The sequence below is a fragment of the Bradyrhizobium tropiciagri genome (genome assembly GCF_001189845.1).
GTDB classification, from domain to species: Bacteria; Pseudomonadota; Alphaproteobacteria; order Rhizobiales; family Xanthobacteraceae; genus Bradyrhizobium; species Bradyrhizobium tropiciagri.
Genome location: NZ_LFLZ01000015.1, coordinates 26716 through 47690 on the forward strand (window position 1 = coordinate 26716; position 20975 = coordinate 47690).

The window sequence follows — 20975 nt, forward strand, 5'->3', positions numbered from 1 at the left end:
CAAAGCTTCGGAGGTGTCTTCCTGCTGGGCTCAGAGCATCAGAATCCGGACCGAATCCGACAAGGTGCTATCCTGCCAAACTACGGGTGATTTCATGCCATCGGCGGCGAGCCAACTAAATCGAGATGAGTCTCGGTCCGCTCTACACTGTAAGGATGTCGCAGCAGCGCGGGTTCATGGCGCGCTCGGAGGGCGGGTCAATTGCTGTGTTTTCAACGGACTACGGTGTCGAAAAAAGGGTTTAGGTGCATTTTCACGCAGCGGCAGTGGCACGGAGGCGATTCTGAGCGCATATCACAAACCATAGGACGATAGTGTCAGGTTGGGAAAACGGAATAGCAGCGACCATACGGCTTATCCGCTGGACGGGCACCATCGATGTCGACGCGCTCAATACCAAGTCCCGCGCCGGAGCAACTGCATCCGACCTTCAGTTGACTTGCGAGGTGCAATGACAGGCCGCCCCAAGCCATGAACCGGATCGGCCGCAGGATTATCTTCGCAGTGCTGCTGATCGTGGTGCTGTTGATCGTCTGGCAGTTTCTTGAATCGCTTTAGAAACCCGCCAGCGCGAGCCGCGGCGACGACAAGACGGCCTTTCATGGCGCCGCTTAGGACGCGCTGACGCGCGCAATCGCCAACGCCGAGGCGCTGGTCCCTCAGCACAACGCTTCACGCCGCCGTTTAGGTTTAGGACCTTTCGGGCGCGTTGAGCGTTGTGACGCGTAGCACTGGGGCAGGCAAGAACCCGGAGGTTGGGTCATGTCTACTGTCCCTCTGGACCTCGAAAGAAAGATCGCACAGCGGTGGGCTGCCAGATTTCGGCGGCCAGTGTTATCGGCGCGTGAAGGGCACGAGGCCGACGGCCAGACTGAACAGCTTGCCGCGCCCGTCCAATCCGAACCAATGCCCCGCCAGAAGCATCGGCCTCGAAGCCTCAGCAACAGTGTGAGTGCGGGACCGAAGCCCCGCACCTTTGTTCTCGTATTGCAGCTGTCCACCGATTGTCCACAGAACGACCGAAACGTTTCAGGATCGGACCACGAACCTGCTCGTCAATACGGCCCCGAGAGCCGTGGTAAGGCCTAGGAACGCCAAAAAATAATCAGCAGTACAATTCCGATCAAATGACCCAATCGCGTTGCCGTCGCAGGTGCCGATAGTTCATCGAGGCCACTCCGTCAGCGCGAAAATTCTACCATAAGCGCTTGATTCTCCGATGGGTGAGTTGCGGACGGTAGGAGTACTGACCTATTCCGCCGATGCCGCCGGTTCGGTGGCCCCCTATCTAAGACTGTTCACACTGCCCCGAGCAAGCCGCGGGTGGCTCGGTCGATCTCTTCGACATAGCGGCGGCGCGCGAGCGACTCGGGCAAATAGCCGATCACCTTGCGGCTGTCGGCGGATTCGACCACGGCCAGAAGATCCGCCTCCGCCTTGTCGAACACGGCCATCGCGGTCTTCACGTTCATTTCGGGCAGCAGCACGTCGTCGAAATAGCGCACGAGCTCCACCACCTGGATGTCGTCCGCGATGGGATCGAGCTCGACGGAATACAGTTCTGGGAGCAGCACCAGTCCGCAATATTCGTCGGCGTCGTTGACGATCACAATCGCCTGCAGCGAGCTCAAGGGGAACTCGCGGCGGCAGGCCGCGATGGTCGAGGTCGATGGCGCCTTGGCGACGTCGCCGCGCATTATCCCCTGCACCGTCAGGTTGCGCAGCCAGCCGACGTCGTTGGCACTTCGGATCGTCTCCCCGCGCAGGTGCAGGCGCCAGGTCGAGAACGAATGGCCGAACATGAACCGGACGCAGATGCTAGTGACGATGCAGCCAGCCAGCACGACCGCGGTGACGTCGACGCTGCGCGTCAGCTCCAGCACCAGGAACGACATCGTCAGCGGACCGCCGACGATGGCGACGCCGAGCGTCGCCATGCCCGTGAGCATGCCTACCAGGGGATCAATCCCGAGCTGCGGGCTCCCGAGGACGACCAGCGCGGCGAACAATTTTCCGAGCAGGCTGCCGACGAACAGCGAGGCGAAAAAGAGACCGCCGCGGAAGCCGGAGGCGAGCGAGATCATGCACGCGGCAAGCTTCAGCACGATGATCGTTGCAATCAGGCCTGCCGCCATCTCGTGGTGCATGTCGAGCACCATCGCGCCGTGGCCGGCGGCGAGCACCTGCGGCGTGACGATCGCCAGCGCGCCGACGCAAATTCCGCCGATCGCCGGCCTGATCCAGAGCGGAAGCCAGGACTGTGCGAACATGCGCTCGAACAGAACGGAGCTTCGCATCACCAGAATTCCGACACCACCGGCGATCAACGCCAGCACGATCAGGGTGAGGTATTGCTCGACGCTGACCGTGCCGACGCTCGGAACTTCCAGCAAATAGGGCGAGCCGCCGAGCCATTTCGCGGCGAGTGCGCCCGACAGCGACGCGGCGAGAATGGGGGCTGCACTCGCCACCGAGTATACGCCGACGATCAGCTCATAGGCATAGAACGCGCCGGTGATCGGGGCGCCGAACGCCGCCGCGATCGCGGCGGCCGCGCCGCAGCCGACGATCAGGCGGAGGTCGGTGCGCCGCAAATTGAGGAACTGGCCGAGCAGGGAGGCGACGCCCGAGCCGATCTGGGTGTAACCTGCCTCGAGCCCGACCGACGCGCCGCAGCCGTTGGAGATCAGGGTCTGGCTCGAGACCACCACGCTGTCGCGGAGAGAGAGATGCCCGCCACGCAGCGCGTTGGCCTCGATCGGATCGACCGCGTTCGAGATCTTCAGGCGCCGCCGCGACCACTCCATGATCCCGAGCGCGAGCCCTCCGACCGCGGGGGCGGTGAGCGCCGCCCACGGGTTGATATGGTCATGGGCGCTGAGGCGGACGTCGACCGGGATCCCGTAGATCAGGACGTGGGCGATCTGCGCGACCTCGCTCATCAGCGTGACGATGGCACCCGCGATCAAGCCTACCAGGAGCGCCAGTGGGATCAGGTAGAATTCGTTGCGACGCAAAAGCGCGCGCACCCGAACCAATAATTTGTTGGTTCCTCTTCGCAGGGCAATGTGGCGGATCGCGAACACCATTCAGCTCTTGTAAGGTCCCTGCGAAGAAAGGTCAGCGGACCGGATCTGCGATGCCCATCGGGCTTAGGCTGCTCCGCGAATCTGGACAGGTCAACGAGAATTAGAATTTTCCCCTTCTGGGTGCAATTGCTAGGCCAAGCCAATAGCAAACTGCATCTGCCGAGAAGGAGCTGATCGGCAGATGGTAAGCGAGGCGCCATCATCGCCTGTGGTCATGGGCCTCATCAAGCGCGTGCTCGATGAGCGGCCCTCGCGTACTGCGCCCGCCGCGCGTTTCCGAAATGAGCTCGAGGACTACATGTCCGAGGAGGACGCGGATGATACGTTCAAGACCATCGTGTCGCGGGGCCGCTATGCGCAGCTGGTTGCCCTTGACGAACAGTCGGAGACATTCAGCCTGGAAAACCCGGGCTGAACGGGGTGACTTGCGCCACTTCAAAACATTCTACGAATGACCGCTCAGGGTCAAAAGCGCCGTTTTCAAAGTCTGACAGTCACTTCTGGTCTACCCCGATAAGCAGACAATCTCGGAGAACGCCCAGACTTCGCATTGGGGGCCATTACCAGAAGTCATCATCCAGCCGGATACGTCGACTAGGCCGGTATACCCGCATTCTGAAGCGCTGACCTCAGTTGAGGTTGCGTCTCCAAAGATCGAAACGACTGTTCTACGTGCGCCGTGCGGAAGTCGGGCTGCCTTCTCCGTCTATTGCGCCGGTGATCGTGTTGCGACCAGTTGCCTCTAAACCTGAAATGACACCTATGCCAGGGTACGAAATGCGACCGTCTGGAAACGCACGCTGCAGTCCCCGGCGTCGCAGTACGCCGGCAAAGATGTCTGCAAGTTGATAATATTCCGGCTCATCCGGCGTACAAAAACGCGTATGCGAAGCGTGCAATTCAGACAGCATGGTGTTGATGACGCGCGCCAGAGAGCCTTGGGAGGTTGCCCGCTGAACGCCTGGGAAGATATCTCTCTCGAACCGTCGGCCAGTCCAGTCCGTTGTGACGCGGGTCGTAAAAGCGACCACGTACGGTCTCCCAAACGCTCTCGAAGGTCGAGACGCCATCAGCGGGAACGTAGGAGTTGTCAGTCTCTCCCTTTAGAGGCTCCGCGGCGTTTGGGGCCTTCGCAGCCACGGCACACGCCGTAACCATGGCTGCTAGTCGCAACACTTGGCGACGCGAAGGCGATGTATCGACAGCCTCTTTCATCTTCATCGTCCGATCTCACGGTGAAGCGCATGCCGGGCGCATTCGACGGCCACGCGATGCCGGCCTGTTACGGAATGGTCGCACTCCATTGGGCGAAGGAGGCGGTCATTGAGGTCAAGACACGCCAGACCAAGATAGCGATCCTGCCGCTCGATGCTACTTCCTGCAGGACTTTGCGTCAGTCGAGCCAAGATTAGCCGGTGGGCTTTATCCGCCTATCAGCACCGATCGGCCTCGCATCTCGACTCTGAATACCTTCTACATGAACGAGTATCTCGGCCTCTGATCAGCTTGTCGAAGACGGCTGCTCAGCGCAGCAAACAAGCTCAGGCGTGAGATAGCCGTCATTTCGGTGGGATTTGGGGATGCAATCTCGGCATAAAGCTGCACGGCGGCCTGGTGAGCCGTCGCCATACGTCGCTCTACGGGCTGAGCGGACATGATCAATTTTTGAGTACCAGCCCCAACACCCGAGGTGATCAGCTCGGCTGCGACGCCACGACGGCGGAGATCTCTTCAAGAAGCGTCGCGTGCTGTTCCCAGGGTATGCAATCGACACTCATCTGCGGTCGCCCGGGATTGTCGACCCGGCTGTCATCAACCGCCTGCCCGGTCTCCACCGCCGCCGACAGGAACACGTGATCCATATTGCGATTGAAATAGCGTAGAAGAGCGTCCCGCAACGCCGGCTTGGTGCAGGCCATTGCAGCAAGGAGGCCATAAGCTCCCCAGTTCGACACGCCGGCGACGATGAGCACATCGACCGGGGTTGTTGCTGCGATCACCTCGCCGTTGGGAATTCCGCGTTCGATGATCTCCTTGGGCAGGGATCCCATCCCGATTTCATTGCCCCCGTCCCCAATACCGATCGTGTGCCAGCGACGCTTCGCGGCGGGGTCACTAAAAAGAAGATGGAGCGGCGCCGTTTCGCGCGACATATCCCATCCGTGCTCCCGATGAGGCTTTCCATCCGATCCCGGAGAGGCCCGCTCAATTGCGATCAAGTGAGTTATCGGTCGATCGTCCGTTTCCAGGTACTGTCGTAAGCGGAGAACCGAATTCTCTGTCGTCGACACGACCTCGAGATTCACGGATGCCGGCAGCGCATCGACTACGGCCCACACCGCCTTTGCACACGGTGCATCGGTGATGACCGTTACCGGGATCCCCGCATTTGCGAGGCCCGCGGCCAGATGGGCCATCCCGCCGAGCCCATCCGTTTCCGGAGAAGGCGGCTCCGCGTGCTGGATATAGAACCCGGTGACGATGCCAACGTGCGCGTTGGGCGTGTTCATGATGGCCTCTGCGGCGCGGGCGAGATTGCCTTTTGCCCACTCGGTCATCTGGCTGATGTCGCGTTTGACTCTGCGCCCGATGATCGCCTCGATCCGGGCCACGGACTCATTTACTGTCTCCACCTCGACTTGCAGCGTATTCACGGATAGTTCGTCAGGTTCGTGTTGGCTTCCGGGGATGGAATAGCTCTTCGACGGACTGTTTCGGGTCCTTGATGCAAGAGCGGTCCTTGCGATCATTTTTCTGGGCATCGAGCTTCTGCAGGAAACGGAAACGCGGCGATGGGGTCGCGTGCCCCGATCGCCCGTGCTTGGTCATGCCGAAACCCTTTTGGCCGCCATGTGTCATTTGATCGCCAACGAAACCGTGCAGCTCATTTCTTGCACCCGGGAGTCGCCACCGGGGCCAAAGCTTCATTCGGTTCGCCGAGAATAGCCCTGATCGTCAAGAGCCGCGAGGGTTGTGGGACAGTCGGTTTACGAGATCAAAATGCTGCAGTGCGGCACATTGAGACGCGCAACGCTACTCGCGGATCAAAGGCGCGAACCGGACGGGCGCTACGATCGTGGTTGTGGCCGTTCCGTCGGCGTGTTTTGCCAACACCACAAGCTTCTGATCGAAGCCGCCAACCGGGATGACCATGCGGCCGCCAGGCCCCAATTGCGCGATCAGCGGCGGTGGGACGTGGTTAGGAGCTGCGGTCACGATGATGGCATCGAAGGGCGCATGCTCCGGCCAGCCTTGGTAGCCATCGCCGATCTTGGTCGAAACATTTGTGTGAAGGCGAAGAAATAAAAGCCGCGGCTGAGTACGCCGAGGCGCCCCTGTCGGGGTGTCTTCGGACACGACAGTCAGCAACTAAAACGGACGTGAAGTGTTTCCAAATCGGGCGACTTTCAATTGGGAGAGCCCGATGCCTAGGAAATCCCTGAGCATATTATTCGCAGTAATTGCCGTGGCGTATGCACCGACTGTTGCTTCTGCGCGCGGAGGCTTCGGCGGTGTGGCTTTCACGGTGGCGGGTTCCACGGCGGGTTTGGTGGAGGCGGCTGGCATGGCGGCGGTTGGCGCGGAGCCGGGTTTGGAGAAGCGGCTCTTGGACTTGGGATAGGTCTCGGCCTGGCGGGTGCCTACGGTTATCCCTACGGATACGGCTACCCGTATGACTACGGCTACGATTACGGCTAAGGGGCTGAGAAACAGGAAAAGAGTTCGCCCCGGATTGCACAGCAAGAGCACTTTCGAGAGATACTGCGAACAAAATCCCGAATGGGGCAACCGAGCAAAAGCTCTCGTGCTCGCGAACGGTGAAGCTGCTCGGTTGCGCAAGGGCGATCCGAAGCGGCTCAGCACGCACCGCAATCGAGGACATCTCTTCGAGCCCCGCAACACAGGAATGCGCTGGAACGGATATCGCTACTGCAAGAGGTGTGACCGAGACAATCAGAAGGTCGGACCCGAGCTGAGGCCGGAGGCAATAGAAGCCGTGCGCTCGGCAGTGCTGAAGGGAGAACGATTGACGACATAACCCAGTAGAAACGGTCGCAGAGCGATCTGCACGTTCAAGGCACTCAAGCGCTATCGAATCGAGCAACCGGAGTTTGATCGCTTTATGATCGAGAACGCCAAGAACAGGATCTCTCGCGCCGTGCTAGTCAAATGCCGGATAGTACCTGCCGACGCGGCGTACTTTCGACTGGATGTGACGCGCGATGACATCCCCCCTTTCGAAATGCTGCCCGGTGACTATGAATGGATTCAATCGATCCTCCGTTCGAAGCGCGTGCCGTTCGAGGTCAGGGGTGACCTAGCCCAAGACATCCTTGTATCGCTGCTTGCAAGGGCCATTAGCCGCGATCAAGTGGCTCGTCGGGTTGATGACTTTCTCTCGGCGCACTACGGCAAGAATAGCCGGATGGGCTATGGCACAATTCAGGCCCCGCTCTCGCTTGATGAACCAATTCGCCGAGACAGCAACGTAACGCTCTGGAGCAAAGCCAGACACCGGCTTTGGGACGACGAACTATAAGCCGGCCTTGATATTACCTCTTGCGCTCGACTCCTGGTTGATTCCGAGTCCCCGAAGAGATCACCGGAGCTAGACGACGATGGCGACCATCGGCACCGTGGCTTGTCTCGCAATAGCTGGCATAGCGATGCTTGCCAGAGCGCGCTTTAAAGCGCGTGCGTACCACCGCCAGCAAATGACCGCCAACGCTATGCGCTCAATGGGCACCGATTGATTTGACCGGCTCAGGAACTTGCTTGCTCCTGAGCGGTTCTAAAGGCGTCGTACTTTGACGAATTTAGGATTAATCAGATGAATCGGTTGCTAGCCGTTCTGGCTTTTTGCGCTATCTGCATTATTCCAAACGCTGCATCGGCACAGCATTCAAAGCTACAGCTCAATCAGCCTTCCGATTTCAGCTCTCGTCAGCGCTGCGCATGCGGCACATCATGGCACAGATCTATTCACACCGTTCGATACAGGCACTATCGGCTGCTGAGATCGGCATATCTGATCGGTTATGATCCCCTGCCATATCGCTTCGGCTCCACGTTCGTTTTCGAGCCGCCGTATCGCTATTACCATCGGTGACGGCGGGTCCGCGATGAGCTGGATTAAGGTACTGCTTTTGCTTTCCGTGCTTCTTCTCGGATGCGCTGATCTCGCGACAACGAACAAGATTTTGGAGATGGGGTTCGGCGCGGCAAACCCTTTTATGCGTTTCGCTCAGACTTGGTTTGGTGCCTGGTGGTTGATTCCCAAGCTGGGGTTGACGTTCCTGATCATGGCGCTGCTCTGGCGTAGCAAGAATGTCTTCAATGCCGCACTTGTGGTGGCGTTTTGCGCGACCCCGTGATCAACAACGTTCTCCTCATTATTGCGTCCATCCCGGAGTGAAGCCGCTCGGCGCCGATGGTCCCCAACGCACGTTAATGCCACCGGCGTCAGGAAAACCTCCTTGGCGCCGTAAGCCCACTCCCTTCCTTCTCCGGTGTGGTCAGAAGATTCGATCTGTTGGGAAAGGTGAGCGCCGCGGCCTCTCGGCGACTTCAGATCGAGAGGCCAGCCGCAAGCGCCGGCTCGTCAAGGGACCCGAGGAATTCCAGAAGGTGCGACAGCGCCCGAAATCGGAAATGAACAGCGCCGGGACCAGATGGCGCCGGCTGATCGAGATCGGGTTGAAGGCGCGTCCCGGCGGCAATCCAAGAAACCTAGCGAGCAGCTAGGTTCCACCCACCATCAATCGGTCAAGGCTCCGTCCGCGACACCGCCCCCGCGATTCGATGGCATGACCCCTGCACTAGATTTCCTGCTGGGGATTCAGTGTCCCAGGAATAGACGCCGTTACGCGGTGTATTTTTGAGACGGCGCCCCGGATCAATGGGGAGGTATCGTTGAATAGTGCAGCACCTCAGAAGGCTAGGTTTCTCGTTCGGACGGGAGGCACCGGCTGGATGGTCTACGATCGAGAACTCAAGGGGCCAGCGCAATTGGAAAAGGGTGGCCGGTTCGCGGAGAAGCTGACGAAGGAACAGGCTGAAAATCTAAGGCAGATGCTGACGGATTCCCTGCCACCGCCGCCTGCGGGCAAGCGTCGCGCCGCGCGTTCCGAGTAAATTGCATTGTTGTCCACAGTGTGGATTACGCCACACCGCGCGGACGTGAATCGCCGTACCATAGGCTTCAGGAGTGTGACTCCATGGGCCTCGGACCCGTCGCGAATGGCAGGCTATGCTTTGGCGGCCTACATGGGCCGCGCGGCGTTAATCGAGCTCCCGCCTGACAATTGGAAATACAACGCATTCCGGTTTCGCGAATGCAAGAGCGGCACCATTTCCAAAACCGATTGCGCGGCACCCGTGGATCTATTTCGAGCTGAGAAGATCGCAACTGTCCCGGACCGATCACATCATGACTGCCGCTTTTGCGGAGTGAAGCTCACCCTAGTCAGAACGATCATGGAATCTGAGAGCGGAATTGTCATTCATACGTTTGAATGCCCGCGGTGTGGCGATCGTACTTGGACCGACTAAGGCTAGCAGGCAGCTACCGGATCTAGAGATCAGTCACTCACCGCAACCACACCGATCCTCATAAAAACACCAGCGCCCCTACCGGGGCTGGTGTTGAAGTTGCGCAAGCGTGTAGCGTGCACCGCTGCGTACGCTGAGCTTTGCCAAGCTGGCCAGCGCTAGACAATGCACCGATTGGTCTATGCGGAACTCGCTAAACCGGCCCGAGCTAGAGGCCAACGCTCAACGCGACGCCGGTCACATCGCGCAAAAGTTCCCTGGGTATATTCTTCGCACACCGCGTTTACCGGTCACTTGCCTGCAGGCATGGCAACTGCTGGACTTGTAGGCTGCGAACTCGTTGCCAAGAAGTCACGCCATCGAACCGAATGGATAGCCGGCGTCATTATCGTGGCGGCGCTCGCGCTCGCAGCTTATTGGTGAGGGATAGATGGGGCGGCATTTTTTCTGAGCCCCGCAGTTTGCTTCTAATGCGTTCATTGATCAGAGCTCGAATTGGCAAGAAACCAAGTTCAGATATCATGGAGCATGTCGCGAAATGAATTTTTATTATCAGTCTAGCGCTAATCATTCAGGCCACACGCAACAGCTACGCCCCCTGTCGATCAAGCGGATGGAAGCCAGAGCAAGACGCGCTTGGGATTCAAGGCGACTGACCTGATCGTCTACCCTGCGCACGGCGTCGGTCAAATCGTTGCGATCGAAGAGCAGACTGTAGCCGGCGCCTGCCTCGAGTTCTTCGTCGTCTATTTTACGAAGAGCAAGATGACACTACGCGTTCCAACGAGCAGAGCGGCCAAAACCGGAATGCGTTGGTTGTCCGACTCCAGCACCATCCAGCACGCACGACGAATCCTGGGTCAACCACCTCATAAGGCGCGGGGTAATTGGTCGCGGATTGCCCAAGAGTACGAAAGCAAGATCAATTCGGGTGATATTGTTGCAATTGCCGAAGTGATGCGCGATCTCCACAGGCGCGCTGCCAGCCCGGACCAGAGCTACGCCGAACGGCAGCTCTACACGGCGGCCATTGATCGCTTGTCCGAAGAAGTAGCTCTTGTTAGTGGCATGACCGAACAAGAAGCGGTGAAAGAGCTGGAAAGTGCGATAGCCACCGAAGTCAGGCGCAGCGCCTAGTTGAGGCTTCTCGAACCAGTCATAGCTTTGCATCCAAGGCGACGCGCTGAAATGCTCATCACCGCAAGCTGAGAGGGAAACTCAAGCCTGTATGAGCGCGAACTACCGAGATGACGGAAGATTCTAAGATGCAGATGAAGGGTGACCGCTCATACTCCGACCCCGAGAAGGCCGCCCGCAGGCTCATGGAGCACGCCCGGGCGTTCGAGCCCATCCAGGATGGCCGGATCTACATTGAGAAGATCAACCGCCCCATGCTCGATGAGGACAAGGCGACGCCGGCCGAGTATTGGGCTGGGCTACAGCACGCAATCGGCCAAGGCTGGCTCGAGTACCATGAGAGTGGGACGTTCGTGAGACTGACGCAGTCTGGGAAAGATCTGTTCACCTGACAGGATCCCAGCGAGATGGACTGGCCGGAACTGCCTTTTGATTTCCAGAAAAAGACCCCGGGGTGAGTGGGCACTCCCCCGGGGCCGAGTGCTGGGCGTCCAACGTACTGCCGGCAGGACAGCACCTGAACGGCTGACAACCCGGCGCGCGACGCGACCGTTCCTATTTGAGCAGGACACTGGGACGCATCGGCCTCTTTCATTTGCCCTAAAATAATAAGTCCCAGCGCCCCGGGGAGGGTGACGCTGGGACTGAAAGCGAATGCGCCAACTTGGGGGCCGGAGAACGCATTCACGATTGCCTAATTTTCCCGATTGGGAATCGTTCCTAACGAGAGGAGTTGCGGTTCAAAGAAAGGCCCCAGCACCTCTGGGGGCCAACGGGCCGGTGCTGGGGCCATCACTTGATCCGCCGATCTTATATCTTGGAGGCCGGCGGGTTCGATCTTCCGCCCCCCTCTCAGCCTCCCGCAATAGCGCGCTTGCAACAGTGTCCTAGTTCCAGCGCCGCTCAATCCTCGGGATGGGGCGTTGCGCCGTTGCGCCGAAGAACGCCGGGTCTTCGGCGATGTAGTCGAACACCTCGCCGTAGCTGAGGCCGAGCTTTTCATGGATCAGAGCCCAATGGGCGCCATCGGGAAGGTCCAGCGCGTCGAGCTCCTGGATGACCTCACGCACACGCTCTTTCGAAGGGCGGCTCATATCCTGCCTAAAGAAATGGCCTCAGCGAGGGGGGTACAAGCTGAGGCCCAAATCGATCGTCATGAGGTGCTAAGTTGTCACCAGATGAAGAGACAGCTCGCCACCAGCGCGATAAATGACGCCGCCAGTCCGACCAAGCTGTGCTCGCTCCCATCCATCTGACCGAACTCGAACATGATGCCAGTATGCGGCCGGCCGGACGTTCCCGCATTCACTTAGGTATGGCAGCGACTTGTCATAAGAAACGGCCCCAGCACCCTTGGAGGGCAATGCTGGGGCCTCACCGCGCCGGCTGAATACCGCAGGTCGGTCAAAGAACTGGATCAAGGTCAAGAACCGGACGCATCCGGCCATGTCGCGGGAGTTTTGAATATGGTCAAGGACGTTTTCGACCAATGGTGGGAATGGGCCAGGAAGCCGCTGGAGAGCCATGTGGAAATCCCCGTAGAGATCTGGCGTCCCGTTTCACGACTTTCCCCAGAAGATCGGCTTGACCGTCGGACGGTCAATGAAGCCGTGGCAAATCACAAAGAGCCCGACGCCGATTAGGGTATCGCGGCGCCAAAGCAAATGCCTATTGCCTGCTTTACCTAAGCTATTGGCTCACATCACCTAATCGTCGTAGCTTAGTGGATGCGGGGTTCGCTGCGTTCGGCCAAGGATCAATTATGTGGTTCCGGATTTTGGCGGTGGGAATTATTGGCTTTGCCGGTATGGGTGCAGTTGCAGCGCTCGCGAGAGATCCGGCGCCGGCACCGACCCTCGAGTATCCAGTGGCGGAGCGCGCTAAGAAGGCCGATCGGCTTTCGCTCGTCCCAGAGCAGCGGACGGTGCGCACCATAACGAGCGCTCCCGCGGTGCAGCCAGCACCGATCGCATCGGTACCGCAGCCACCTGCCCTGCAAACGAAAACCGTCCTGGAGCCTCCCGCTCCTGTCGTCGCCTCCCATCGGGGCGAAGCGATCCATTCTAGTTCGAAAAAGAGAAAGCGGCTCGCCAGCACCAAACAATCTCAAGCCGCCCAGGTCGAAAAGCCGATCCGCACCGTCGACTGCAGCGGAAATGGGCTGGACGGTCTCTTGCGGTCAATGCGGCTCAAGCCGGGGTGCTTGTGAGCTGAAGTGGGAACGGCCCCGAAGCGCTTGCCGACGGAAGGCTCGTGATTATTCGAGCGGTAGAGAAAGCGCCGGCAGCGGCTTGTCGGCCCGCCCGCAGCCAGATCGTCCCCTGACTGGCAACACGGAGGTCGAGGCAGCCGCGGCCATCGGCCGGCTCATGAATTGGGCCAGATTAGCATCCGACGACCATCCCACATAAAGAACGACTGCAAGGACCACCGCCACAACGATGAGAATGCCGAGCATCGATGTGGCGGCCGCGCTCGACCAGCTTCCGCTGCTGAGTAGTGGCATCAAGGCTCTCCGATACCGAGCTGTCGATTTGCATTAAATCGTCTTGAACCGGTCGGGTGTGATCCGCCTCACATCTCACGCGCACTTGATGGCAAGGTAGCACCAGACCGAGCCCGCCGGGCGCGGCGTGAACCGGCGGTCCATGAGACCCCCGTTCACTGAACTGTCATGTGCGATTGCTAACGCCAGATGGTCGTGACGTTTCGGAAACTCGTCACGGTGACTTCATCACCCCGCTCGCGGTCCGAGCGGGGCTTTTTTGTGGTTTGCCGCGCGATCTTGCTGCGCAATGGCTGCGCGGCAAGCCGTGGGAATCAGAGCCATCCGAAAGCGACCCCAGCGCAGGGCGCGCCGGGGTCACCACTTAAGCTCCCGGTCGAGGGCGCCACCTGTCCGGGAGCCATGTTGATGACTCCCCCGGCACGCCACTTGTTCCCATAAGTTGAAGAACAGTGTCGCACGCGGATTAGAATAACCCTGTTAAATTGTGATGCTGCCTGCCGCTCGGAGACTGTTCCGCCCGGCATATGGACGTGTCCGAAGGCGAGCGCGATGTTGATGACAAGCGCGAACAGCGCGAGCCATGAACCATACCTGAGATGTTTCCGAAACCAGAGCACACTGCGCGGTGCATAGCCGACGCACTGATGGCGTTCAGGCAACTCTTCTTTCCGCCAGATATTCGCGTTTCCGCCAGATATTCGCGGCCGGTGGCCTCAACATCCCGCGTCCCGGCTGAGGCTGACCTTGAGCTTTGATCATCCCGCCATCCAATTGCAGGCGTCTTGCGGCCCAATCATCAAGGCCGTCCAGCGTTCGTGCCTTCCTCCTGCTGAAGGCTTCCCATCGGCTTACGCGCCCGAGCGGGCTCATGGAGCTCAAACTCGAGTTTCCCGCCACGCTCCGCGCACGGCAAACGATCATCTGCCACAAGTGCATGACGGATCTTCCCAAGGTGAGAATCGTCGTCGACCTGCTCAGGCGAGAGTTTTCTGATCTGAGGACGAGCCAAGTCTCGGAGGGACGTCGAATGTTGGCGCAAGCAATTTCAAAACAAATTAGAAACAAGAAGGAACCTCACCCACACATTCGAGGCGAGAAGCCTATTCGGTAGATCCGTCATCTGTCGGGGGTAGCGCTACCTACGTTCCCCCGACCGCTGTCCGCCGAGTTTATGGTGCCCGTGGCCTAGCGAGCGAAGGTGGCGCGCTGCCTAACTTCGCAATCCGTCTCAATTGAAATAAAATTTGATGGGATAAGTCCAAAAGACGACTTGATCCTTCATCCTTCTTTGATCCTGCGATCCTCCATTAATCGAATGGGTAAGAAGTGATGACCGATCAACAACTTGCTCTTCAGGCCGTCAGCGAGGCCCAACGCATACTGAACGAATACCTTCAACCCCGCCCCCACGACAATGAGCGCATTCTCGACAGGCTGGTGGAGGTTCTTGAGCGGCCCGATCTGGTCGTTGCTGTGAGCCGATTGCAGCAACGAAGTAGTCTCTGAGTGCTCAGATGACGAAACAATTTCCATTAATTCTTTTGGCCGCCTGCATCACTTCCTCTCTACTAATTGGAATGCCAAGCACGCAGGCGAAACAACAATGCAACGCCGCGATACCACCAAATCCGCGCGAGCATTGGTCTTGGCGCCTCATCGACGGACGAAAATGCTGGTACGTAGGCGGGCCGATGCTCTCAAAATCATTGCTGGATTGGCCTGCGCGGGTTTCGACGCAGATGGGTCCCACTGAAGCGCTTGCAAGCGCCCTCATAGAGAAGCCGAGCGATCCGATTGGTTCAGAAGAATGGACGCCGACTCGTCAGAATACTTTCGATGCCCTGTGGCGCACCAGGGTTGAACAGCGGTAGACGGTTGATCTTTGCATTAGGCAAGACCGCCTTGCCGTCCCACGGCCTGCCTTAGCAATGCGCAAGGTGAATAGCGGAGCGGCCTTTCAGCGGGAATGCGCCCGAATAGCTAAGCAATGAATCCGGGATGTCCGCATTCTAAGTCGAAAACGACACGCAGACGTTACGGACATGGACAACGATACTTTGGAAAAGGCCGCCAAAGCAGGCGGCCCTTTCATTCCGCTTATTACTTGTCTGCCGTCCAAGTTCGCTTAAGCAGCGCGTTCCCTGTCTGCTTGCTCCGAGGCGGTGGTCGCGGTTTCTTCAATGCCCTTTTCGTAGTTGCCCGCAAACCTCTCAATGCTATCAGCCCACATTCTCAGCATTAAGACCTGAAAGTGCAAGATTGGTTTCAATGCGCTCATGCCCATCGCCGTCGCTGCGAGCATGCGCCCTTGTGGGCTGCGCGTGAATTGGTTCGCGTTATCGATCTTGTCCGTCATGCTGCTCGCTCCTTCGATCTGGAGTTACAACTGTGATTATCGGGTCGTGCCGTTGCGTGATGCCAGGCATTCGGCCAAAGCGTGATCTGCTGCGCCTCTCGCACTTCGCTCGTCATGCACTTCGTCCAGGCTTTTCAAGTAAGCGACTGCCGCAATCTGAAAGAGATCGAAGTCATATTGGCCGGCGTCACGAAGATTATTGACGTAGCGACGGAGGGCGGAGCGCCTGTCATCGTTCTCGCTGACACCGCTGTGGAGCAGCAAGTAGTTCCGCCAAGCGAACGCACACGCACCTTCTCTTGCCTGAGCATTCATGGGCACCTCCCTTAACGTCAGAGAAGGACTGGGAGGCCTGTTTCGTTCCGAAATTTTCAGGCGCAGTATTCGCGTTGCTGGCGCGAATGCGATCTGCCCCTATTGGAACGCAACAGCGTGGTTCCGCACATTAATTCCGGTCGCGAAGTATGCCTGCTCTCGATTTATGCTTTGAGATTGATCGAAGGTACGCCCGAGCCTCTATCTATCTCCTTTAACCGACGTAGCGTCGCGCGAAGGTGGGAAGGCAAAGGCGATTGATTCCGATCGAGGGCAAGGGGAAGCCTTTCGCCTACCTCGTGACAAAAGGGCGCGGCAATGTTCCCTCTCTACTTGCGGGGCATACAGCTCAACCATGGGACACCTCTCAGATCACGCCCAAGGCTACCGCAATAGACATTTCCACGAGGAACGCGGGGGCAAGAGTGGCTACGGTGATAACTGCTTCCACGAGCGACAGGTGCATGGTTGACCTCGCGGTCCCGCGGCGCCCCAAGTTAAAATTCACATAAGTTAAGTTGGTTTCGGCTCCGACTGCATTTTTCTGAGCCGGTGGAACTCCGTTCGCGGTTTGCCGAGATCGATCCGCTTGTGATCCAAACGGATATTTCACTCCAGGCGTCCTCGATGCCTGCTTTTGAGCGAAATGCGGACCTACCGTAGCTTGCCTTGAGAGATCAACCGTCGGTCAGCCGCGCTCGTTTTCAGAAATCCTGTTGACGGGCTACGAAGTCGCAACTTGGGGAGCTTGGAAGCCCGTCGATAAGAAAATAGGGCCTCCGAAATATTCGGTTTCGCGAGAAGGGCCTCAGCGACAGCCAGCGCCGTGCATTAGGAGCATCATTTCCGTAGAACCACGGGATTTCGCCAGTGCCCCCAATGCCGAGCGTTTGGATTCGCGTTGTGTCCGCCCGGCACCTAAACTGCGGGCATGCTGAAGCGAGCGCCGTTCGAGCTTCCGCTGGATGTGGCTCGCCAGTAGGCGGCAGACATCGAGGTCAGCGGTCCCCACTCGCCATTTCAGATCGACACTGTGGAGAATTCCCGCAAAGAGAGCGAGCTTTGCGGTGTCGAAGTCAAGTAATCGCAGCTCAAGAACGTCTTCTTCCGTTCGAGCCGATGATTTCGCCGCATCTGATCAAGCGCTTCCCGTGAGCCGGTCGGCCAAAGTGGCGGATGCATTGAGATGGCGGATCGTTTATTAAAACGGTGAGGCGCTGCAGACCGTATGCCCAAGCCGAACGGACCGAACGCGGGTTTTGTCGAGAGATGGCTGGAACAGCTAGGGCTGTCTGGCTACCTGCAGGCATTCCTCCACAACGACATAGACGCTGGCGATTTGGCGCATCTTACCTCGACCGATCTTGTCGAGCTCGGCGTCACGTCAGTCGGACATCGCCGCCGGCTGCTCGATGCGATCGCAAAGCTTGCCGTGGAGGTGCAGCGGCCCGAGCCGAAGGAGAAGCCCGCCCCTCGGACGCCTGCGCCGCGGCCGCTTGCTAACGCCGAGCGACGGCAGGTCACGACCATGTTCTGCGACCTCGTCGGCTACACCAGACTTTCCTCCGATTTCGACCCCGAGATCGTGCTGGAGCTCCTCACCAGTTACAAAGATACCTGCGCCACGCTCATCGAGCGCTATGGCGGATACGTGCTGCGCTACGTCGGGGACGGCGTACTCGCGACCTACGGATATCCGCGCGCGCGCGAGGACGACGCAGCACGCGCGGTCGCTACCGGGCTGACGCTCACCGAGGAGATCGGCAAGCTGGTCACACCACGCGGAGATCAACTCCAGGTACGGATCGGCATCGCCACCGGGCCCGTCGTGGTTGGCGACCTAGTCGGCCATGCCGCCATCGAGCGGGACTCGCTGGTTGGCGAAGCCCCCAACCTTGCCGCGCGGCTGCAAGGCGAAGCCGGGGCCGGCGAGGTGCTCATCGCGGAAACAACCGCGAAAATTATCGGCGGACAGTTCCGCCTTGCGAATCTCGGCCCGCGAAGCCTGAAGGGCTTCGACGCACCCGTCACGGCCTACCGTGTGATCGGGGAACAGCGGGGAGCGACCCGCTTCGACGCTGTGCATGGCGCGGTCAACCTGCCTATGATCAGTCGCGAGTACGAGGTCTCCCGACTGGTTGACCGCGCCGCCGCCGCCCTGCTCGGCCAGGGTCAGATCGTCGTGATCACCGGCGAGGCCGGCATTGGCAAGTCGCGCTTAATCGATGAGATGCACCGCAGGCTCGAGATCAGGCCGGAACAGCGTGTGGTGCTGCAATGTTCACCGATCCACGCCAACCGCCCGTTCCACCCGATCACCCATTATTTTGACTACATGACGGGTGTGGAAGCGCCGGATGCTGATGTGCGCCAGCTCGACAAGCTCGAAGCAATGCTGCGCGGCCTCGGCCAGGCGAGCCCCGAGCGGCTGGCGCTAATCGCCGAGCTGTTGCGGCGCGAGAGCAGCGACCGAAAGTTATTGCTCCGGCTTGCGCCCACGGAAATCAGGGAACGCACCATCGCGGCACTGCTCGACATAGTAGAGGCAATCTCGCGCGAGAGCCCAATCATCGTCATCGAGGACGTGCACTGGGCGGATCCCTCGACCAGCGAATGGCTGAAGCAGTTGGCCGGAATGATCCGCAGTCTTCCGGTATTGCTGGTCGCGACCATGCGCCCGCAGGAGATGCCGGATTGGGCGCGGCATACTGGAGCGAGTATTCTGCAGCTGGCGCGGCTGCAGCCGGACGAGATCAGGCGGCTCGTCAATACCATCGCCGCCGAGTGCAAGATGCCGGCCAGTATGATCGATGCGATCGTGGCACGCTCAGACGGCATCCCGATCTTTGCTGAGGAATTGACCCGCAGCCTGCAGGCGATGGGGGACGCCTCTCCCGGTGCGATGGACGCGACCGCGATCCCGGTGACCTTGAACGAAATCCTGCTGGCGCGGCTCGACCTGCTTGAAAATGGCCGTGAGACGGCGCAGCTTGCGGCGGCTATCGGGCGCGACATCCCGCTCGATCTGATGATAGCCTTATCACCCTTCGGCGAGGCCGCTATGCGGGAGAGCGTCGAGGGGCTGGTCGGAAGCGGCATCTTCGTCACGCGTCCCAGTGGCTTTGGTGATGTCGTCGATTTCCGCCATGCGCTGCTGCGCGACGCCGCCTATCATCTGCTGCTGCGGCGCGACCGGTTGCGCGTCCACAAGCTGATTGCCAACACCATCGAGGAGAAGTTTCCCGCACTCGTCGACAGCATGCCGCACGTGCTGGCGCACCAGTTCGCGGAAGCCGGGGACCATTCCGCCGCCATCATTTATCTGGAAAAGGCAGGACGTGACGCCGCGCGTCGTTCGGCGGCCATGGAGGCGGTCGCCCATTTCACCGCGGCGCTGGAGCAGACCTCACGCCTGCCACCGGGACGCGAACGTGACGTCCGAGAATTCGACCTGCGCCTTGCCATTCTGGGACCACTGATCGCGGCACGTGGCTACGGCGCGGGCGAGGTCGAGGGGCAGATCACGCATGCCATCGAGCTTTCAGCGCGCATCGGCGGCGGCGAACGCATCGTTCCGGCGCTGTTCCTGAACTGGATCGCTCGCTTCAACGAGACTGATGTTCGATTCGAAGTGGCCCGCCAGATCGTGCAGGTGGCGGCGCATGGCAGCACCTTAGATAAACTGATCGCGCATCGCTGCATGGGCACGACTTTGTTGTTCCGTGGTGAGTTCGCCGCGGCGATCGCCCAGTTCGAGCTATTCCAGAAATTATTCGTTCCTGAACAACACAACGAGGTGCTGAACAAGGTCGGCGCCACCGTCCATGCCGTCACCGTCAAGGTAGGGCTTGCTGAAGCCTGGACTATGCTCGGCGACGTCGAGCGAGCCGGCATCTGGCGCAAGGCTGCGCTCGATGATGCCATCGCGAGCGGCCACTACCAGACGATATGCCATACCACCGCTTTCGCAGGCGGCCTCCTCGCCGCCTTGACGGAAGATGCCAACGATCTTGCCTCCCATGCCGCGCGATTGCGCGACCTCACGCTAGAGCACGACCTTCCCTACTGGCGGCCACACGCCGATCTCCTTGCAGGCCTGGCTGACATCCATCGGGGATATGTCGAAAAGGGCTTCCGTCTGGCCCAGCACGGCATGGAACGCATGATCGCTGAGCGCTTGCCCTCGCTATCTGCGTGGTGCGTGGTGTTTGCCGGCGGTTGTGTCAGGGCACACCGCCCCGAGGAAGGGCTAGTGACACTAGCAGGCATCGCCAACGAGATCGATACCGGCGAGCGCTGGACAGCTGGCGAGTTTCACCGGTTACGCGGCCTGTTGCGACTACAATCCGGCAACAGCGCGAGTGGCCTCGAGGACCTCACGGAAGCGCAGCGGATCGCCGGTCAGCAAGGCTCGGCACTGGTCGAGCGCCGCGTTAAGGCCGATCGCGAGCGGGTGGCCAAAGCAAGCTGAACCTTCACCGCAACCTATCTGCCATTTCCATTTGGGACGCGGCCCGAGGTCGGCAGCGATTCAAGGCAAAACTGGGTTTATGGTGCGCTCGGAGGGAGGGCGCATTTGACGCGATTTCAATAGGATACAGGGGCCGAGAACGAGCTGAGGTGCATTTCGCGGTCAAAAGTGCCCTTTGGCTCGACCGCTGAATACGAGCCCTGCCCTATGCGATGTGAGGTTGGCCTCGCCGCTCATAACGGTCTGGTTGCAGGTTCGAGTCCTGCCGGGCCCACCAAGAGGACCAATATCTTACTGGGTCCTCGTTGCCCGTAGCGCGACGGCCGCACCAGAAACCGCACCAGATATGTGCACTTCTCGTTCGTGAGCCCACGATCGACCGCTACGTCATCGGTACTCAGAAGCCGACGTTCTGCGCGTTCGTAGAGCCGAAAAATCGTGCATTTCGATCACGGGTGCGGATCGGCCCGCGCCTGGCAGGCCTACACATCTTGCCCGCCCTCGATGACCGGGTGAGCCATGCCGCCGGCGCTTCTTATCTGGTCA

17 protein-coding genes and 1 pseudogene are annotated in these 20975 nt (G+C 59.5%); 10 read left to right on the forward strand and 8 right to left on the reverse strand.

Annotated elements, in window-relative coordinates; genetic code table 11:
- Nucleotides 1-1298: 1298 nt before the first annotated feature.
- Nucleotides 1299-3089 (reverse strand): chloride channel protein, encoded by a 1791-nt coding sequence (locus AKN84_RS14620; protein ID WP_050421399.1) that lies wholly within the window; start codon nt 3087-3089, stop codon nt 1299-1301.
- Between the two features lie 211 nt (nt 3090-3300).
- Between AKN84_RS14620 and AKN84_RS14625 the strand changes: the two are divergent.
- Nucleotides 3301-3504 (forward strand): annotated as a pseudogene (locus AKN84_RS14625) (AAA-associated domain-containing protein); the annotation flags it as partial.
- Between the two features lie 485 nt (nt 3505-3989).
- Here the strand turns inward: AKN84_RS14625 and AKN84_RS50690 are convergent.
- From AKN84_RS50690 to AKN84_RS14635, 3 genes are all read right to left on the reverse strand, one after another.
- Nucleotides 3990-4310, reverse strand: a complete 321-nt coding sequence (locus AKN84_RS50690) for a hypothetical protein (protein WP_128970811.1) — start codon at nt 4308-4310, stop codon at nt 3990-3992.
- Between the two features lie 473 nt (nt 4311-4783).
- Nucleotides 4784-5743, reverse strand: a complete 960-nt coding sequence (locus AKN84_RS14630; RefSeq protein WP_050421401.1) for a glutamate cyclase domain-containing protein — start codon at nt 5741-5743, stop codon at nt 4784-4786.
- A gap of 379 nt (nt 5744-6122) precedes the next feature.
- Nucleotides 6123-6446: a protein-L-isoaspartate O-methyltransferase family protein gene (locus AKN84_RS14635; protein WP_202814690.1), complete on the reverse strand. Its 324-nt coding sequence runs from the start codon at nt 6444-6446 to the stop codon at nt 6123-6125.
- A 766-nt stretch (nt 6447-7212) separates the two neighbouring features.
- On the opposite strand from AKN84_RS14635, the gene AKN84_RS14645 reads away from it, so the two are divergent.
- From AKN84_RS14645 to AKN84_RS14665, 5 genes are all read left to right on the forward strand, one after another.
- Complete coding sequence (locus AKN84_RS14645; RefSeq protein WP_050421404.1) at nt 7213-7629, forward strand: hypothetical protein; 417 nt, start codon at nt 7213-7215, stop codon at nt 7627-7629.
- A 583-nt stretch (nt 7630-8212) separates the two neighbouring features.
- Entirely contained in the window at nt 8213-8464 is a 252-nt protein-coding gene (locus AKN84_RS14650) for a DUF5658 family protein (RefSeq protein ID WP_050421482.1), read from the forward strand.
- Between the two features lie 598 nt (nt 8465-9062).
- On the forward strand, nt 9063-9224 hold the full coding sequence (locus AKN84_RS49030) for a hypothetical protein (RefSeq protein ID WP_244485111.1): 162 nt from the start codon (nt 9063-9065) through the stop codon (nt 9222-9224).
- Nucleotides 9225-10277: 1053 nt separating this feature from the next.
- Nucleotides 10278-10778, forward strand: coding sequence for a CarD family transcriptional regulator (locus tag AKN84_RS14660; RefSeq protein ID WP_050421406.1), 501 nt, complete (start codon nt 10278-10280; stop codon nt 10776-10778).
- 128 nt (nt 10779-10906) lie between these two features.
- Nucleotides 10907-11170 (forward strand): hypothetical protein, encoded by a 264-nt coding sequence (locus tag AKN84_RS14665; protein ID WP_050421483.1) that lies wholly within the window; start codon nt 10907-10909, stop codon nt 11168-11170.
- A 495-nt stretch (nt 11171-11665) separates the two neighbouring features.
- Here AKN84_RS14665 and AKN84_RS14670 read toward each other — a convergent pair whose 3' ends face one another.
- Nucleotides 11666-11848 (reverse strand): hypothetical protein, encoded by a 183-nt coding sequence (locus tag AKN84_RS14670; RefSeq protein ID WP_128970813.1) that lies wholly within the window; start codon nt 11846-11848, stop codon nt 11666-11668.
- 396 nt (nt 11849-12244) lie between these two features.
- Between AKN84_RS14670 and AKN84_RS48035 the strand changes: the two genes are divergently transcribed.
- A complete protein-coding gene (locus AKN84_RS48035) occupies nt 12245-12421 on the forward strand; it encodes a hypothetical protein (protein WP_167351851.1) in 177 nt (58 codons plus the stop codon).
- Between the two features lie 614 nt (nt 12422-13035).
- On the opposite strand, the gene AKN84_RS14680 is transcribed toward AKN84_RS48035, so the two are convergent.
- Entirely contained in the window at nt 13036-13284 is a 249-nt protein-coding gene (locus AKN84_RS14680) for a hypothetical protein (RefSeq protein ID WP_050421409.1), read from the reverse strand.
- A gap of 1332 nt (nt 13285-14616) precedes the next feature.
- Between AKN84_RS14680 and AKN84_RS48040 the strand changes: the two genes are divergently transcribed.
- Complete coding sequence (locus AKN84_RS48040) at nt 14617-14793, forward strand: hypothetical protein (RefSeq protein ID WP_167351852.1); 177 nt, start codon at nt 14617-14619, stop codon at nt 14791-14793.
- Nucleotides 14794-14801: 8 nt separating this feature from the next.
- Nucleotides 14802-15158 carry a hypothetical protein gene (locus AKN84_RS45395; protein ID WP_128970814.1) on the forward strand — a complete coding sequence of 119 codons (357 nt, stop codon included), beginning with the start codon at nt 14802-14804 and terminating at the stop codon, nt 15156-15158.
- 254 nt (nt 15159-15412) lie between these two features.
- On the opposite strand, the gene AKN84_RS14695 is transcribed toward AKN84_RS45395, so the two are convergent.
- Both AKN84_RS14695 and AKN84_RS45400 read right to left on the reverse strand, forming a co-directional pair.
- Nucleotides 15413-15643: a hypothetical protein gene (locus tag AKN84_RS14695; RefSeq protein WP_050421412.1), complete on the reverse strand. Its 231-nt coding sequence runs from the start codon at nt 15641-15643 to the stop codon at nt 15413-15415.
- 36 nt (nt 15644-15679) lie between these two features.
- Nucleotides 15680-15958, reverse strand: coding sequence for a hypothetical protein (locus AKN84_RS45400; RefSeq protein WP_128970815.1), 279 nt, complete (start codon nt 15956-15958; stop codon nt 15680-15682).
- A gap of 1228 nt (nt 15959-17186) precedes the next feature.
- On the opposite strand from AKN84_RS45400, the gene AKN84_RS14705 reads away from it, so the two are divergent.
- Entirely contained in the window at nt 17187-20429 is a 3243-nt protein-coding gene (locus AKN84_RS14705) for an adenylate/guanylate cyclase domain-containing protein (protein WP_050421414.1), read from the forward strand.
- The last annotated feature ends 546 nt before the right edge of the window (nt 20430-20975 follow it).

Coding starts and splice junctions, on each gene's coding strand:
- AKN84_RS14620 (WP_050421399.1), bottom strand. CDS start 3,089: ATGGTGTTCGCGATCCGCCACATTGCCCTGCGAAGAGGAACCAACAAA.
- AKN84_RS50690 (WP_128970811.1), bottom strand. CDS start 4,310: ATGAAGATGAAAGAGGCTGTCGATACATCGCCTTCGCGTCGCCAAGTG.
- AKN84_RS14645 (WP_050421404.1), top strand. CDS start 7,213: ATGATCGAGAACGCCAAGAACAGGATCTCTCGCGCCGTGCTAGTCAAA.
- AKN84_RS14650 (WP_050421482.1), top strand. CDS start 8,213: ATGAGCTGGATTAAGGTACTGCTTTTGCTTTCCGTGCTTCTTCTCGGA.
- AKN84_RS49030 (WP_244485111.1), top strand. CDS start 9,063: ATGGTCTACGATCGAGAACTCAAGGGGCCAGCGCAATTGGAAAAGGGT.
- AKN84_RS14665 (WP_050421483.1), top strand. CDS start 10,907: ATGCAGATGAAGGGTGACCGCTCATACTCCGACCCCGAGAAGGCCGCC.
- AKN84_RS48035 (WP_167351851.1), top strand. CDS start 12,245: ATGGTCAAGGACGTTTTCGACCAATGGTGGGAATGGGCCAGGAAGCCG.
- AKN84_RS14680 (WP_050421409.1), bottom strand. CDS start 13,284: ATGCCACTACTCAGCAGCGGAAGCTGGTCGAGCGCGGCCGCCACATCG.
- AKN84_RS48040 (WP_167351852.1), top strand. CDS start 14,617: ATGACCGATCAACAACTTGCTCTTCAGGCCGTCAGCGAGGCCCAACGC.
- AKN84_RS45395 (WP_128970814.1), top strand. CDS start 14,802: ATGACGAAACAATTTCCATTAATTCTTTTGGCCGCCTGCATCACTTCC.
- AKN84_RS14695 (WP_050421412.1), bottom strand. CDS start 15,643: ATGACGGACAAGATCGATAACGCGAACCAATTCACGCGCAGCCCACAA.
- AKN84_RS45400 (WP_128970815.1), bottom strand. CDS start 15,958: ATGAATGCTCAGGCAAGAGAAGGTGCGTGTGCGTTCGCTTGGCGGAAC.
- AKN84_RS14705 (WP_050421414.1), top strand. CDS start 17,187: ATGCCCAAGCCGAACGGACCGAACGCGGGTTTTGTCGAGAGATGGCTG.